Origin of the sequence: Curtobacterium sp. S6 (genome assembly GCF_000710345.2) — a bacterium.
Lineage (GTDB): Bacteria > Actinomycetota > Actinomycetes > Actinomycetales > Micrococcaceae > Rothia.
Genome location: NZ_KL537414.1, coordinates 313,391 through 327,684 on the forward strand (window position 1 = coordinate 313,391; position 14,294 = coordinate 327,684).

The 14,294-nt window shown below is 64.5% G+C and carries 14 protein-coding genes; 11 read left to right on the forward strand and 3 right to left on the reverse strand.

The window, feature by feature from the left end; translation table 11 throughout:
• The first annotated feature begins 12 nt into the window (after positions 1-12).
• The 6 genes from CURSPS6_RS10780 to CURSPS6_RS10805 all read left to right on the forward strand — a co-directional run bounded on the left by CURSPS6_RS10780 (position 13) and on the right by CURSPS6_RS10805 (position 4,324).
• Entirely contained in the window at positions 13-642 is a 630-nt protein-coding gene (locus tag CURSPS6_RS10780) for a CDP-alcohol phosphatidyltransferase family protein (protein ID WP_030016087.1), read from the forward strand.
• Positions 639-1,148, forward strand: coding sequence for a CinA family protein (locus CURSPS6_RS10785; RefSeq protein WP_055725747.1), 510 nt, complete (start codon positions 639-641; stop codon positions 1,146-1,148). Before CURSPS6_RS10780 ends, CURSPS6_RS10785 begins: the two co-directional genes overlap by 4 nt.
• Positions 1,149-1,360: 212 nt before the next feature.
• A complete protein-coding gene (locus CURSPS6_RS10790) occupies positions 1,361-1,813 on the forward strand; it encodes a helix-turn-helix domain-containing protein (protein ID WP_035811220.1) in 453 nt (150 codons plus the stop codon).
• 183 nt (positions 1,814-1,996) lie between these two features.
• Positions 1,997-2,218, forward strand: coding sequence for a DUF3046 domain-containing protein (locus CURSPS6_RS10795; RefSeq protein ID WP_030016093.1), 222 nt, complete (start codon positions 1,997-1,999; stop codon positions 2,216-2,218).
• 190 nt (positions 2,219-2,408) lie between these two features.
• Positions 2,409-3,539, forward strand: a complete 1,131-nt coding sequence (gene recA / locus CURSPS6_RS10800) for a recombinase RecA (RefSeq protein ID WP_030016094.1) — start codon at positions 2,409-2,411, stop codon at positions 3,537-3,539.
• A 149-nt stretch (positions 3,540-3,688) separates the two neighbouring features.
• Positions 3,689-4,324, forward strand: a complete 636-nt coding sequence (locus CURSPS6_RS10805; protein ID WP_235503758.1) for a regulatory protein RecX — start codon at positions 3,689-3,691, stop codon at positions 4,322-4,324.
• Between the two features lie 10 nt (positions 4,325-4,334).
• Here the strand turns inward: CURSPS6_RS10805 and CURSPS6_RS10810 are convergent, their stop codons facing one another.
• Positions 4,335-5,249 (reverse strand): hypothetical protein, encoded by a 915-nt coding sequence (locus tag CURSPS6_RS10810; RefSeq protein ID WP_030016099.1) that lies wholly within the window; start codon positions 5,247-5,249, stop codon positions 4,335-4,337.
• Between the two features lie 146 nt (positions 5,250-5,395).
• Between CURSPS6_RS10810 and miaB the strand changes: the two genes are divergently transcribed.
• The 3 genes from miaB to dapF all read left to right on the forward strand — a co-directional run bounded on the left by miaB (position 5,396) and on the right by dapF (position 8,921).
• Positions 5,396-6,919, forward strand: a complete 1,524-nt coding sequence (miaB, locus tag CURSPS6_RS10815) for a tRNA (N6-isopentenyl adenosine(37)-C2)-methylthiotransferase MiaB (protein WP_030016101.1) — start codon at positions 5,396-5,398, stop codon at positions 6,917-6,919.
• 28 nt (positions 6,920-6,947) lie between these two features.
• Positions 6,948-7,895, forward strand: a complete 948-nt coding sequence (miaA, locus tag CURSPS6_RS10820) for a tRNA (adenosine(37)-N6)-dimethylallyltransferase MiaA (RefSeq protein WP_030016103.1) — start codon at positions 6,948-6,950, stop codon at positions 7,893-7,895.
• A gap of 66 nt (positions 7,896-7,961) precedes the next feature.
• The gene (gene dapF / locus CURSPS6_RS10825) at positions 7,962-8,921 is read left to right on the forward strand and encodes a diaminopimelate epimerase (protein ID WP_030016105.1); all 960 of its coding nucleotides are present in this window, start codon (positions 7,962-7,964) and stop codon (positions 8,919-8,921) included.
• 30 nt (positions 8,922-8,951) lie between these two features.
• Here the strand turns inward: dapF and CURSPS6_RS10830 are convergent, their stop codons facing one another.
• Positions 8,952-9,557 carry a class I SAM-dependent methyltransferase gene (locus tag CURSPS6_RS10830; protein ID WP_030016107.1) on the reverse strand — a complete coding sequence of 202 codons (606 nt, stop codon included), beginning with the start codon at positions 9,555-9,557 and terminating at the stop codon, positions 8,952-8,954.
• A 301-nt stretch (positions 9,558-9,858) separates the two neighbouring features.
• Between CURSPS6_RS10830 and hflX the strand changes: the two genes are divergently transcribed.
• Together hflX and CURSPS6_RS10840 are read left to right on the forward strand one after the other, a co-directional pair.
• Entirely contained in the window at positions 9,859-11,286 is a 1,428-nt protein-coding gene (hflX, locus tag CURSPS6_RS10835; RefSeq protein ID WP_416371674.1) for a GTPase HflX, read from the forward strand.
• 13 nt (positions 11,287-11,299) lie between these two features.
• Positions 11,300-13,360, forward strand: a complete 2,061-nt coding sequence (locus tag CURSPS6_RS10840) for an ATP-dependent DNA helicase (RefSeq protein ID WP_321164039.1) — start codon at positions 11,300-11,302, stop codon at positions 13,358-13,360.
• Between the two features lie 90 nt (positions 13,361-13,450).
• Here the strand turns inward: CURSPS6_RS10840 and lexA are convergent, their stop codons facing one another.
• A complete protein-coding gene (gene lexA, locus CURSPS6_RS10845; protein ID WP_030016113.1) occupies positions 13,451-14,161 on the reverse strand; it encodes a transcriptional repressor LexA in 711 nt (236 codons plus the stop codon).
• Between the last annotated feature and the right edge of the window lie 133 nt (positions 14,162-14,294).

Below are 14,294 nucleotides of genomic sequence, written 5' to 3' on the forward strand. Positions count from 1 at the left end.
AAGAGATGGGTCATGAGTAATCCAGGCGCACCGGAGCAGGCCGCCAAGCCGTCCAACGTCAATCTGCCGAACGCCCTGACGACCCTGCGCATCATCATGGTGCCGTTCTTCGTCTGGTTCCTGCTGGCCGGTGGGCACCTCGGCGAGGTATCGATGCCCATGCGTTGGGCGGCCGTCGTCGTCTTTGGCGCGGCGATGTACACCGACAAGCTCGACGGGGATATCGCTCGGTCCAGGAACCTCATCACGGACTACGGCAAGATCGCCGATCCGATCGCGGATAAGCTGCTGACCGGTGCCGCGTTCGTCGTCTTGTCCATGCTGGGCGAGTTGTGGTGGTGGGTCACCATCGTCATCTTGGTGCGCGAGTGGGGCATCACCATCATGCGGTTCTTCGTGATCCGCTACGGCGTGATGGCGGCGTCCAAGGGCGGAAAGCTGAAGACCGTTCTGCAGACCATTGCCCTGATCCTCTTCATCCTCCCGATCGGCGTATTGGGCTGGTGGGCGGTGCTGCCGGGCTTCATCGTCATGGCCGCGGTCCTCGTCGTCACTGTCGTGACCGGCATCGACTACGTGGTCAAGGCGATTCAGCTGCGGCGTGATTACCTTGCGAAGAATGACGGGGACGGACGACGATGAGTCCTTCGGCCGTACCCGCGAACGAATCGGTGGCCTCCCTTGCCGCACGGATCGTCGCTTCGGCGACCGTGTCGGGTCAGACCATCGCGACCGCCGAATCCTTGACGGCCGGCTTGGTCGCGTCGGCGATATGCGAGGTGCCGGGGGCGTCCTCGGCTTTCCTCGGGGGCGTCGTCTCCTATGCCAACTCCGTCAAGGCGGAGGTCTTGGGCGTTCGCGCCGAGTTGCTGTCCGAACGGGGCTCCGTGGATCCCGAGGTTGCGCGAGCCATGGCCGCCGGTGCACGCCGGGCCTGCGGGACGGACTGGGCGGTCTCGACGACCGGGGTGGCCGGACCGGAGCCTCACGACGGTAAACCGGTGGGTCTCGTCTACGTCGGGTGCGCCGGACCCGGGGGATTCCGGACCAAGGAGCTTCGGCTGACCGGGGACCGTGCAGAGATCCGCGAACGCAGCGTTGTCGCCGCGCTCAGGGTCTTGCTCGATGCCATGTGCGCCGAAGGCTGACGAGGCTGTTTACCGTTTGCCCAGGGTATTCCCAGGCATCTTTCGCCCTCAGCGGGAATGAATTCACAGGTAACTTGGTTTGACTGAATGTGACGGTTCAAGAAAAAGCCGTCGGGAAGCCTAACAACACAGTGAAGACTGGATTAGGCTGAAGTACACCAGTGGCCCGAAACAACGTCAACGGCCACATCGAAAGGGAGACAGGCATAAAGATGACTAAGCAACCCGTGTCCGTGAACGGCGTCGTCCGTTGGAAGGACGTGGGACAGTCAGACACATACACGCCCGAATCACAGGAGCCCAAAGTGATCGTTCTTCGTCACGAAATCGGTGAGGTACTCCGCGATATCCGTCAGCGCCAGGGGCGAACCCTGCGCGAGGTGTCGCACAGCGCCCGCGTCTCGCTCGGATACCTGAGCGAGGTGGAACGGGGGCAAAAGGAAGCCTCTTCGGAACTTCTCGCCTCCATCTGCGCCGCCTTGGAAATCCCCATGTCCCAGATGTTGCGTGAGGTCTCGGACCGACTCGCGACGGCCGAGGGCCTGAGCATCCCCGATACCGTGCCCAACGAACTGTCGGAGGAATTCCGCCGGGAGTACGGCATGAACGCCACGGGTTCGAGCGACCTGCCGAACGTCCAGCGGCATCGCCCCATCGCCCGGTAGGCCGTAGCGCCCTCCGGCGAGCCACCGAGCCCACGAGGCGCGGGGTAAGAATCTCAAGCTCAACCATCCGCGCCTCCCAGCACTGAACGTGTCGGGAGGCGCGGATTTTTTGTGGCATCCTCGATCGGGGTCGGCCCACCGTGACCGGGGCACGATCGGGATGAATCAGGGGACGGACGAGGTATGAAATTATCCGAGTTTTGGCGAAGCATGGACGATGAGTTCGGCGCGGGCTACGCCCGCGTCGTGGCGTCGCAGACGGTTCTGGACCGGGTGGGGAATCGAACATCGGATGAGGCCTTGGACGCGGGGGTCCCGCCGCTCGAGGTCTGGCAAGCGGTATGCGCCCAACACGACCTGCCTCAGGATCGTTGGTTGGGTACGGATCCCGGCGAACCGAGGTGACCGGAGCGACGCGCCGAAAAAAGTATTCGAAACTATGTTCGACATCGGGTAGGCTGTTCCTAGAACGCGATGCACGGGTTATCCACAGATGGCCCCGAGCGCTTAACTTGTCAGTCCTGCCGACTAGCGTGAGGACTGAAACGCACGACATCAGGTCTCGCCTCCGGCGGGCCCCGGAAATGAGGTAACCATGGCTGCCAAATCGCGAAACACCCAGTCCGTTTCCCGCGCGACCGGATCGGATCGAGAGAAGGCGCTGGACACCGTTCTGGCGCAGATCGACAAGAACTACGGCAAGGGCTCGGTCATGCGTCTGGGCGACCGAGAGGCCGTCAAGACCGAGACCATCTCGACCGGGGCCCTGTCCCTGGACGTCGCGCTCGGCGTCGGCGGGCTGCCCAAGGGCCGCGTCGTCGAGATCTACGGGCCGGAGTCTTCCGGTAAGACCACCCTTGCGCTCCACGCCGTCGCAAGTTGCCAGAAGAACGGCGGCATCGCCGCCTTCATCGACGCGGAACACGCACTGGACCCGGTCTACGCAGAGAAGCTGGGGGTCGACACGGATAACCTCCTCGTCTCTCAGCCGGATACGGGTGAACAGGCCCTCGAGATCATGGACATGTTGGTCGGGTCCGGCTCGATCGACATCATCGTCGTCGACTCCGTCGCAGCCCTGACGCCGCGCGCCGAGATCGAAGGCGAAATGGGAGATTCCCACGTGGGCCTCCAGGCGCGTTTGATGTCCCAGGCACTCCGCAAGATCACCGGTCGGCTCTCGCAGACCAGTACCACCGCGATCTTCATCAACCAGCTCCGCGAGAAGATCGGCGTCTTCTTCGGTAGCCCGGAAACCACGACCGGCGGTAAGGCACTGAAGTTCTACGCCTCGGTGCGCATCGATATTCGACGCATCGAGACCCTGAAGGACGGCGCCAACCCGATCGGTTCGCGCACTAAGGCCAAGATCGTCAAGAATAAAATGGCCCCGCCTTTCAAGGTGGCCGAATTCGACATTCTCTATGGTGAGGGCATCTCCATTGAGGGCGGCATCATCGATATGGCCGTTGAGCACAATATCGTCAAGAAGTCCGGCGCGTGGTTCACCTATGAAGGGGACCAATTGGGGCAGGGCAAGGAAAATGCCCGCCGATTCCTGAAAGACAATCCCGAACTGGCCGAGGAGATTCAGCAGAAGACTCTCATCAAGTCGGGGATTCTCGAGACCGAGGAATCCGCCCCCGAAGACGAGGCACCCGTCGAGGCCGCGGAGACCGGCGAGCTCAGCGACGATCCGTTGGATGCGTTGCCCGAGAACTTCTAATGTCTTTCACCTCAGGACGCGGTGACGGCCGGAACCGCAATGGTTCCGGCCGTCGTCGTCAGGGTCGGAGCCTGGGTGCTCCATCCGGTAACTCGAGACACGTCGATGTCGGCCTGACTCCCGGAGACACCAACGCTTCGCGGGAGCCGGTGAAAGATCGTGGACGGCGCGCCGAACCTCGCGGTGGCACACCGGTGCCCTCGGACCGGTCCGCCTCGGTCGACAAGAACGAGCCGTCTCGACCGGAGTACGACCGGGCCAAAGAAATTGTCCTTCGACAGCTGACGGCCTCCGCTCGGAGCCGGCATGAGCTGGAAGAGAAATTGCGGGCCAAAGAAATTCCCGAGGAGACCATCGCCGAGATTCTCGACAAATACGAAGGCCTCGGCCTGGTCGACGATCAGCAGTTCGCGGAAATGTTCGTGCGCAGCCGTGCGATGAGCAGAAAGCTGGCCAAGCCCGCGTTGCGACGAGAATTGGCACATAAAGGCATCACCGGTGAGATGGCTGAAGAAGCCCTGTCGCAACGGTCGGATGACGACGAGCGATCGGACGCGGCGGACCTGGTCCGCAAAAAGTTGAAGCCGAGCGTTGATCTGACGGATCGCGCGGCGCGTGACAAGGAGCTGCGACGACTTGCCTCGATGCTTGCCCGCAGGGGATACGCGCCGGGTCTCGCCTTCGAGGTGGTCAGGAGCGAGCTGTCGAGCGTCTCCTCGGCCGGAACCGATCAGGATGGCGCGGGAGACGAAGAATTCATCGAAGCCTTCGACGAACTTCCGTAATGTACCGGTTTTAGCGGCCTGGACCGTCCAGTGCGGCTGCTAGAGCCTCCAGGCAATCGCGACCACGAATCTCGTCGACCGGGCTGACTCCCCATGTGTCCGCAAGGTGGTTGGCCATCTCGTCCCACTCGGAAGCCGGAAGCAGGGGCAGAAACCCCTCGCGGTCCAGGGCGGAGGGGAGGCACCCCCGCACCTCGGCCACCAAGAGGCCGGGGTCGCAGTATCCGGTGCCCTCCATATCGAGCTGGACGAAGCCGCGGTCGGGAAGATGAATGAAATTCGCCGGGTTCATGTCTCCGCACCACAGCACCGAATGGTCCGGTGTGATCAGTCGGCGGAGGTCCGCCTCGGCGATTCCGGAGCGGCGGAGAAGGCCCAACGACGGTAATGCGCCCGGGTGGCCTCGCCGCGCGGCTTCCGGATCGGCCTCCGCGAGGCGTCGCCGGAATGCTTGTGCCCTCGGGGAATCGGCCGGCAGACACAGCCGCGGCCACGCGGCGATCCACGAGCGAAACGTCTCCCGATGGGCCGTGACCGCGGCCCCGTGCCCCACGTCTTCGGCAAATATCAGCCGAGATTCGGCGTCGGCTCCCAGGAGGCGTGCGGTGCCGGGTAAGGCCTCGGCCCCGTGGAGGGCCCGGAGGAACCCGAAGCCGCTGGCATTCTTCGCGGCGTCGCGACGACGAAAATGCTTGGCCACAACTGTTTCCTGTGCCGTCCGAAAACGGACCACCACGGAGCGAAAAGTCTCCGACAGGATCTGGGCCGAGGCGACGTTGCTTCCCATGAGGCTCGCAGCGACATCCCAAGCGCGGGTCAGGGGCTGCCGGGCGCGCGGGGCGACCGCCTCGGCGAGGTCTTCGACGTGAAGGAATTCTCGGGGGTCACCGGGGAAGGAACTGGTGCTGCGGGCGGGAAAGGTCACATCAGAAGGGTACGCGGAATCAGGACTCCGACGAGTGGTGACGGAGGTCAACCTCGGGCCACGGGCCGTGGGGATTCTTGTACGCTGGAACGGTGACCGTCAACGCAACCGAAACACTCAGCCCGTCCCTGGACGTTCGTCAACCCATGCCGGGAATCGACGAGCGTACCGGAAAGCACCGTACCTACGAGGTCCGAACCTTTGGATGCCAGATGAACGTCCACGACTCGGAGCGAATCTCCGGTCTGTTGGAGTCTTCGGGCTACGTTCCTCATGTCGAGGGCACGCCGGACCTCGTCGTCTTCAACACGTGTGCCGTCAGAGAGAACGCGGATAACAAGCTGTACGGGAACCTGGGGCAATTGGCGCCGACCAAGCGCGCCCATGAGGGCATGCAGATTGCCGTGGGGGGTTGCCTGGCTCAGAAGGACCAAAACACGATCGTCGAGAAGGCGCCCTGGGTCGACGTCGTGTTCGGAACGCACAACATCGGTTCGTTGCCCACGCTCCTGGAGCGCTCACGCCACAACGACGAGGCCGCCACCGAGCTGCTCGAATCCTTGGAGGTCTTTCCCTCGACGCTTCCGACCAAGCGGGACTCCGTTTACTCGGGATGGGTCTCCATTTCGGTGGGATGCAATAACACCTGCACGTTCTGCATCGTTCCGTCATTGCGAGGCAAGGAGAAGGATCGCCGTCCCGGTGAGGTTCTCGCGGAGGTCCAGGCGCTGGTCGACGACGGCGCCATCGAAGTCACCCTGCTCGGTCAGAACGTGAATTCCTACGGCGTCGAATTCGGCGACAGGCAGGCCTTTTCCAAACTGTTGCGCGCGTGCGGAGAGATCGAAGGGCTAGAACGGGTGCGTTTTACCAGTCCGCACCCCGCCGCCTTCACCGATGACGTCATCGACGCCATGGCCGAGAGCCCCAACGTCATGCCGGTTTTGCACATGCCGTTGCAATCCGGTTCGGACCGGGTGCTCAAGGCCATGCGGCGTTCGTACCGGTCCAAGAAATTCTTGGGAATCCTGGAGAAGGTGCGGGAGCGTATTCCCCACGCGGCCATTACCACGGACATCATCGTGGGCTTCCCCGGGGAGACCGAAGAGGATTTTCAAGCCACGCTCGACGTGGTCGAGAAATCCCGGTTTACGTCGGCCTTCACCTTCCAATATTCGATTCGCCCCGGGACTCCCGCGGGTGAGATGGAAAATCAGGTTCCCAAGGCCGTGGTTCAGGAGCGTTACGAGCGCCTCACGGCCCTCCAGGACCGCATCAGCGCCGAAAGTAACGCCGCGCAGGTCGGGCAGCGCGTCGAGGTCATGGTCTCGGCGGAATCCGGGCGCAAGAGCGCCGCGACTCACCGCCTGTCAGGGCGGAGCCGTGATCAGCGGCTGGTTCACTTCTCGGTTCCCGCCGGGGGAGAGACCCCGCGCCCCGGGGACCTGGTGAGTTTGAAGATCACCGAGGCAGCCCCGTTCCACCTCCTCTCGGATCCCTCCTCGGCGCGGCCCGAGGAATATTCGGTGCGTCGTTCCCGAGCGGGCGACGCGTGGGACCGCTCGCAAGCGGATTCGTGCGGTGTCGGCGCGACCAAACCCGGGACCACGAACCTGGGGATGCCGTCGATCCCTCGGCGCGACGCGGTCTCCCTGCCCGGTGGCGCCTGAGATCGTGGACGACGAAACCGGCGGCCGAGTGTCGTCGCCAGCCTTCGGCTCGGGGGCGGACACACCGATCCCGGTCGTGGCGATCGTAGGTCCCACGGGAACCGGCAAATCCGACCTCGGGGTCGCCCTGGCACGACGCATCGACGGGGAGATCGTCAATGGCGATTCGATGCAGTTCTATCGGGGCATGGATATCGGCACGGCCAAGCTGACCCGCGACGAGCAAGGGGGAATCCCTCACCATCTGCTCGACGTTCTCGACGTGCGCGAGGAAGCCTCCGTCGCGACCTTTCAGCGCGAGGCGCGACGGTGCTTAGATGAGATCATGGGCCGGGGCAGGGTTCCCATCCTGGTCGGCGGGTCAGGACTCTACGTGCGAGCGGCCCTCGATGTGCTGGATTTTCCCGGAACGGATCCAGCCGTGCGCCGGCGTCTCGGCGAAGAACTCGAGACCTGCGGGCGTGGCAGGTTGTTGGACAGGCTGCGGTCCATCGATCCCGAGTCAGCCGAGAGGGTCAAGGACGACCGCCGGTTGGTCCGGGCCCTTGAGGTTCACGAGGTCACCGGCCGGCCCTTTTCCTCGTTCATGCCGCAACGCGTGTACCACCGCCCGGCCCTTCAGATCGGTTTGGACGGCGATCGGCAGATCCTCCACCGCCGCCTGGCCGATCGGGTCCACGGGATGGTCGGTCGAGGGCTCGAGGATGAGGTGAGGGACCTCGACCGACGCGGTATCAGGCAGGGAAAGACGGCTCAACGCGCCCTGGGATATCAACAATTCTTGCGGGTCATCGATGGCGAGGCCACCGTGGAACAAGCGGCGGAGGAGACCATCATTGCCACGCGGCAGTTCGCGCGGCGTCAGATCACGTGGTTCCGGGCGGATCCGCGCGTGACGTGGATGGATTTCTCGACGCCTTTCGCCGAGAACGTGAACGCCGCGGTGGAACTGTTTCGCTCGGTCGCCGAGGGCTAACATGATGGGGTGACTTCTCATCGCCTCAACTCTCCCGCATCCGACGTTGCCCAGACCGGTCATCCCGTGTCCGCGGCCGACGGGCACAACGCGCCTTCCCCCACCCCGGGCTCCCCGTGGGGCGAGCTCGCGGGGCGTCAACTGACCAAGGCGCACGGAACGGGCAACGATTTCGTGATCGTCACCGATCCCGAGGGACACCTGGGACTGGATGCCGACTTGGTGGCTTCCGTCTGCGACCGTCACCTCGGCATCGGCGCCGATGGTTTTATCCGGGCGATCCGTTCGGAGAACCTCGAGGCGGGCCGCTCGGTCCGCGAATCCCATCCGGAGGCCGAGTGGTTCATGGACTACCGCAACGGCGACGGTTCCCTGTCGGAAATGTGCGGCAACGGCGTCCGGGCGTTCGTGCACTATTTGATCCACGAGGAGCTGGTTTCCCTCGAGGAGGGGGAGACCCTCACGATCGGGACCCGTGGCGGCGCCAAAACCGTCGGGCGAGTGGCCTCGGGGTACGCGGTGGACATGGGCGCTTGGGGATTCATCGACGGCGATGAGGCCCGTTCGACGGGATCGGACGTCCTCGTCACGGCGCGGGGGCTCAAGACCCCGAGGCCTGGGCTATCCCTCACGATGGGAAATCCTCACACGGTCGTCGCCCTCGCCGGGGAAGAAAAGCTGGAAAAGTTGGGCCTCGAGACCGCCCCGACCGTGAGGCCGCACCCCGCGAACGGCACCAACGTGGAGTTCGTGGTGCCGATCGACGCCGAGGACAGCGAGACGATCGGTCACATCGCCATGCGTGTCCACGAGCGCGGGGTCGGAGAGACCCAGTCGTGCGGTACCGGAGCGTGCGCCGCGGCCGCGGCCACCCGGTTTTGGGCGGGCGAGGATGCGCCGGACGAATGGATCATCGATGTGCCGGGCGGCTCCCTCGGAGCCACGTTCGTGCTCGGTCCGGATGAACTGGAACACGTGGTGCTCTCCGGTCCCGCCGCCCTCGTCGGCAGGGTTGTCCTCCTGTGAATCCGGGAAGCTCGGCTCGTTCGGTGCCCCTCAGGCAGGGCGCGCGATCTCCAAAATCCTGAATCCCTTGGAGGTCGCGAATCGTGTGGCCCGGAACGAATCTCCCAAGTGTTCGCCGATCCACGGCAGGAGGGAATCGGCGCCGAGGTTCTTCTGAACGACCAGGTAGGCGTGGCCGCCCGGGGAGAGCCGCGGTAGCCACGTCAAAAGAATGTCGTGCAAGACGTCCTTGCCGACCCGGACGGGCGGATTGGACCAGATCGTGTCGAACCGAACCTCGGGATCGATATCTTCCGGAAGAGCCGTGACGACGCGATCTAGGCCGAGTCGAGCGGCGTTGAGGCTAGTCAGGCTGAGGCTGCGGTGATTGACGTCGACGCCGAACACGGTTGCTTCAGGCGACCGCAAAGCCATGGTGAGGGTGATCGGGCCCCAGCCGCATCCGATATCCAGCAGGGAATTTCCTACCGGCTCCGGGACTTCTTTAAGGAGAACCGCCGTTCCCTTGTCGAGACCCTTGGGGCTGAAAATCCCCGGTGCGGTCACCAAATCCCTCGGGGCGCCGTCGAGCTCCACCGTGAGAGGGCGGGTGTGCAACGGGTCCCCGGAATGGGAAGAGAAATAGTGCTCGGCCATGGTGCACGATTTTACGCCATGCCCGAGGCGGCCGGGACGAGGCCATTCGTTGGGGAGATGCCATCCACAACCCGTCCGAACCGCCGGTCATCACAGAGGATCCCGGATAGAATCGACTTCATACCACCGTGGTGGGTACTCCCATCACGAATCACAGAAAGGCATTATGCCCGAACAAGAAACCACAGGACCCGCCGATCAAAACACTGGCGACTCAACGCCTAGTGACGCCCAATTGCGGGCTTCGGTGGATCGAGTCCTCGGCAGGTTCTCCGCCGAGGACGAGCGTGAGACATCCATCTTGTCTCACAAGGCGCCCGAACTCGCGGACGAGGGGACCCGCCACACCTCGGCGGATGGGGACCAGCAGGAGCTCGACGAACGTCGCGCCTTGCGTCGTGTCCAGGGCCTGTCGACCGAGCTCGAGGACGTGACCGAGGTCGAGTACCGCCAGCTCAGGCTGGAACGCGTCGTCCTGGCGGGCATTTGGTCCGAGGGCACCCAGCGGGAAGCCGAAGATTCTCTGCGCGAGCTTGCCGCTCTGGCGGAGACCGCCGGCTCCGAAGTCCTCGATGGGCTGGTCCAGAGGCGTCTCAAACCGGACCCCGGGACTTTTTTGGGGTCCGGCAAGGCCAAGGAGCTCCAAGAGATCGTGAGCTCAACCGGGGCCGACACGGTGATCGTCGACTCCGAGCTGGCCCCCTCTCAGCGGCGAGGCCTCGAGGACATCGTCAAGGTTAAGGTCATCGATCGCACCGCGCTGATTCTCGACATCTTCGCGCAACACGCGAAGTCGCGAGAGGGTAAGGCGCAGGTCGAGCTCGCGCAGCTCGAATATTTGTTGCCTCGACTTCGCGGTTGGGGCGATTCGATGTCTCGTCAGGCCGGTGGCCGGGCCGCCGGCGGCGAGGGGATCGGTTCGCGTGGTCCGGGTGAGACCAAGATCGAGCTGGATCGCCGTCGCATCCGAGGGCGCATGGCCAAACTGCGTCGCGAGATCGCGGCCATGAAGCCGGCGCGGGAGACCAAACGCTTGAACCGGCGGCGCAATCACGTTCCGTCCGTGGCGATCGCCGGATACACCAACGCCGGTAAATCGTCCTTGCTGAACCGTCTGACCGACGCCGGTGTCCTGGTGGAAAATGCCCTCTTCGCCACCCTGGACCCCACCGTCCGAAAGGCCGAAACCCCGGACGGCATCGGATATACGCTCTCCGATACGGTGGGCTTTGTCCGGTCTTTGCCGACGCAGTTGGTCGAGGCGTTCCGCTCGACCCTCGAGGAGGTCGGTGACGCCGACGTCCTCTTGCACGTCGTGGACGTTTCGCACCCGGAGCCCGAAGGGCAGATCCGGGCCGTGCGGGAGGTCCTGGCGGACGTCGACGCACGCGACGTTCCCGAGATCGTGGTCCTGAACAAGGCCGACGCCGCGGACCCTTTCGTCGTCGAGAGGTTGCGACAGCGCGAGCCTCTGCACGCCGTGGTCTCGGCTCGAACCGGCGAAGGGATCGAGGATCTCAAGAGGCTGATCTCCGAGACCATCCCGCGCCCCAACGTTCGCATGGAACTGCTGGTCCCGTACACCCATGGCGAGGTCGTCTCGCGGTTGCATTCGTGGGATGCCGAGATTCTCTCGACGGAGTTCCACGAGACAGGAACGCGTCTGTCCGTGCTGGTGCGTGCGGACATAGCCGCCGAGCTCCACGAATTCGTCGTCGAAGCCGAGTAGGGACGTGAAGTCGGTGAATAGCCAGAGGATCGTCGCGCCTCGCGGGGACGAGCCGGAAACGCTTCCCGGGGCCAAGGACGCGCTGGAGTTGCTGGATACCGCGGTCGAGCGGACGGGAGGCCAGCGCCGAGACGGTCAGCGGACCATGGCGGCGCACGTGGCCCAGGCGCTCGATACGCGCCGGCACCTGCTGGTTCAGGCCGGCACCGGGACCGGCAAGTCGTTGGCTTACCTTGTGCCCGCGATCAAGCGATCCATCGACTCCGAATCGCCGATCGTGATCGCCACGGCGACCCTTGCCTTGCAGTCCCAGATCGTCAACCGGGACGTCCCCCGGCTCTTGGAGACCCTGGACGATCAGCTGGAACGGCCGGTCGACGTCGCGTTGCTCAAGGGGAGAAATAACTATGTTTGCCTGCACAAGCTGGAAGGCGGTTACCCCGACGAGGAAGACCCGAGCGCCCTCTTTTCGCTCAATTCGGAAGGTGCGCAGGCATCGGGCCACCCAGATCGAGCGGGATCGAGCCTGGCCGAGGAGGTCGTGAGGCTGCGCTCGTGGGCGGAATCGTCGGACACAGGTGATCGGGACGAACTCCTCCCGGGCGTCTCGGATAAGGCCTGGAGGCAAGTCTCGGTGACCGCCTCGGAATGTTTAGGACGCAAATGTCCGCTGGTCGAGGAGTGCTTCTCGGAGCTCGCGCGCCACCGGGCGGGGGAGGCCGACGTCGTGATCACCAACCACGCGTTGCTGGCCATCAACGCCTTCGAAGGCATTGGGGTTCTGCCGGAGCACGACACGGTGATCGTCGACGAGGCGCACGAGCTGGTCGACCGGGTTACCGGCGCGGTCACGGGCGCAATTTCGCCGGTGATGGTGCGTGCCGCGGCGCGAGCGATGCGAAAGAACACCTCCGCGGAGCACGAGCCCCTCCAGGCCGCCGCGGAGGCGCTGGATGCCGCGTGCACCGGTAAACCCGCCGAGCTCTTGCCGCAGGGCCTGACGTCCGATCTGAAGCGGGCCATGGAGTTGACACGCGACGCCGCCCGCGCGGCTTTGTCGGATACCAAACCCGAGGCCAAGGATTCCGATGCCGGTCGGCAGATGGCACGGGCCAGACTCACCGAGGTCCTCGAGCTGTCGGAGCGGACGCTCGGCGCCGACGGAACATTCGAGGTCGTGTGGCTGAGCCGAGTCGGTGGATGGGAACCGGGCCGAGGCTACGTGGCCGCGGCGGATACCGATCCTGCGACGATACACGTCGCTCCGCTGTCCGTGGCCTCGCGGCTGCGGGAAGGACTTTTCCACGACCGAACCGTCGTCCTCACGTCGGCGACCCTCTCCATCGGGCACTCCTTCGACTCCGTGGCCGGTTCCCTGGGGCTCAAGGGAGAGAAGGCCCCGACCTGGGAGGGGCTCGACGTTGGCTCGCCCTTCGAGTACCCGAAGCAGGGAATGCTGTATATGGCCGCCGACCTGCCCAAGCCGGGACGTAGCGTATCGGAGGAACAACTCGAACGGATCCTTCAGCTCGTGGAGGCGTCCGGCGGAGGGGCCCTGGGCCTGTTTTCCTCCAAGCGAGGAGCCGAACAGGCCGCCGAGTACGTGAGGCAGAATTCTGATCTGAACATCCTTGTTCAGGGCGAATCGTCCCTCCGAGGGCTTGTGAAAGAGTTCACGGATGACGAGGACGCCTGCCTGTTCGGAACCATGAGCCTGTGGCAGGGCGTCGACGTCCCCGGGCGCTCCTGCCGGCTGGTCATGATCGACCGCATTCCCTTTCCCCGGCCGGACGACCCGCTTTCTTCGGCCAGGACGCGCGCCGTCAGCCAATCGGGTGGTAACGGCTTCATGGCCGTTTCGGCCTACCACGCCGCGATTCGACTGGCTCAGGGATCGGGCCGGCTGATCCGTGCGAGCGATGACCGAGGCGTCGTGGCGGTGTTGGATTCACGCCTGGCGACGGCGCGGTACGGGGGCTTTCTGCGGAGCGCACTGCCGCCGTTGTGGACCACCGACAAACTTCCCACGGTCACCGGGGCTCTGCGACGCCTGGCCGAGACCTCCCGGGAGTAACCGGTCAAGGTGCGGGCGCAGGATCCGCGAGGCGCAGAGAAAAGACCCCGGCACGGTAACGTGCCGGGGTCTTTTCGTCGTGGCGAGGGCTTAGACCGACCGTAGAACGGAGACGACCTTGCCCATGATCGTGGCGTGGTCGCCCAGGATCGGTTCGTACTGGCGGTTCTGCGGAAGAAGCCAGGTGTGTCCGTCGCGCTGACGGAACGTCTTGACGGTGGCTTCCTCGTCCAGAAGCGCGGCGACGATGTCCCCGTTGTCTGCGGTGTTCTGCTGGCGCACGACGACCCAGTCTCCGTCGCAGATCGCGGCCTCCACCATGGAATCGCCGCGGACCTTCAGCATGAACAACTGGCCCTGACCGACCAATTGGCGGGGGAGCGGGACGACGTCTTCGACGTGTTGCTCCGCGGTGATCGGAACGCCAGCGGCAATGCTGCCAACCAGCGGAACGCGGGCGGTCTCGTGGCCCTCCGACGCCGGGAAGAGCTCCACGACGTTGGACGTGCTGTCCTCGGTGAGTGCGGCCGGGACCGAGGGGACGCCGTCGGTGGGCAGAGGCATGTCACACAGCACTTCGATGGCGCGAGGCCGTTTGGGATCTCGGCGAATCAACCCCAGGGTTTCGAGGCGCGTCAATTGGTGGGTCACGCTCGAGAGGCTCGACAGGCCCACGAGGTCGCCGATCTCTCGCATGGATGGCGGATATCCGTGCGAGGCGATGGACGAGGCGATCGCTTCGAGGATTTTCCGCTGGCGCGGCGTGAGCGGTTTGGCCTGATGAGGAAGCTGGGTGGCCACCGGTTCGTCCTTCCCTGGGGTGCTTAAGTTGTCAGTCGCCCTGTGTGTACTGGGAGTACGACCGAGGAGATCAGCGAAACGCGGGAGTTTCCACGCTTCGAAGGCTCACCAGTCGAACCGACGTGTCACCCAT

What these genes read in the sequence shown, in the direction of transcription:
- CURSPS6_RS10785 (WP_055725747.1), top strand. Translation starts at nt 639, where the DNA reads ATGAGTCCTTCGGCCGTACCCGCGAACGAATCGGTGGCCTCCCTTGCC.
- CURSPS6_RS10795 (WP_030016093.1), top strand. Translation starts at nt 1,997, where the DNA reads ATGAAATTATCCGAGTTTTGGCGAAGCATGGACGATGAGTTCGGCGCG.
- miaB (WP_030016101.1), top strand. Translation starts at nt 5,396, where the DNA reads ATGCCGGGAATCGACGAGCGTACCGGAAAGCACCGTACCTACGAGGTC.
- CURSPS6_RS10780 (WP_030016087.1), top strand. Translation starts at nt 13, where the DNA reads ATGAGTAATCCAGGCGCACCGGAGCAGGCCGCCAAGCCGTCCAACGTC.
- CURSPS6_RS10790 (WP_035811220.1), top strand. Translation starts at nt 1,361, where the DNA reads ATGACTAAGCAACCCGTGTCCGTGAACGGCGTCGTCCGTTGGAAGGAC.
- CURSPS6_RS10830 (WP_030016107.1), bottom strand. Translation starts at nt 9,557, where the DNA reads ATGGCCGAGCACTATTTCTCTTCCCATTCCGGGGACCCGTTGCACACC.
- recA (WP_030016094.1), top strand. Translation starts at nt 2,409, where the DNA reads ATGGCTGCCAAATCGCGAAACACCCAGTCCGTTTCCCGCGCGACCGGA.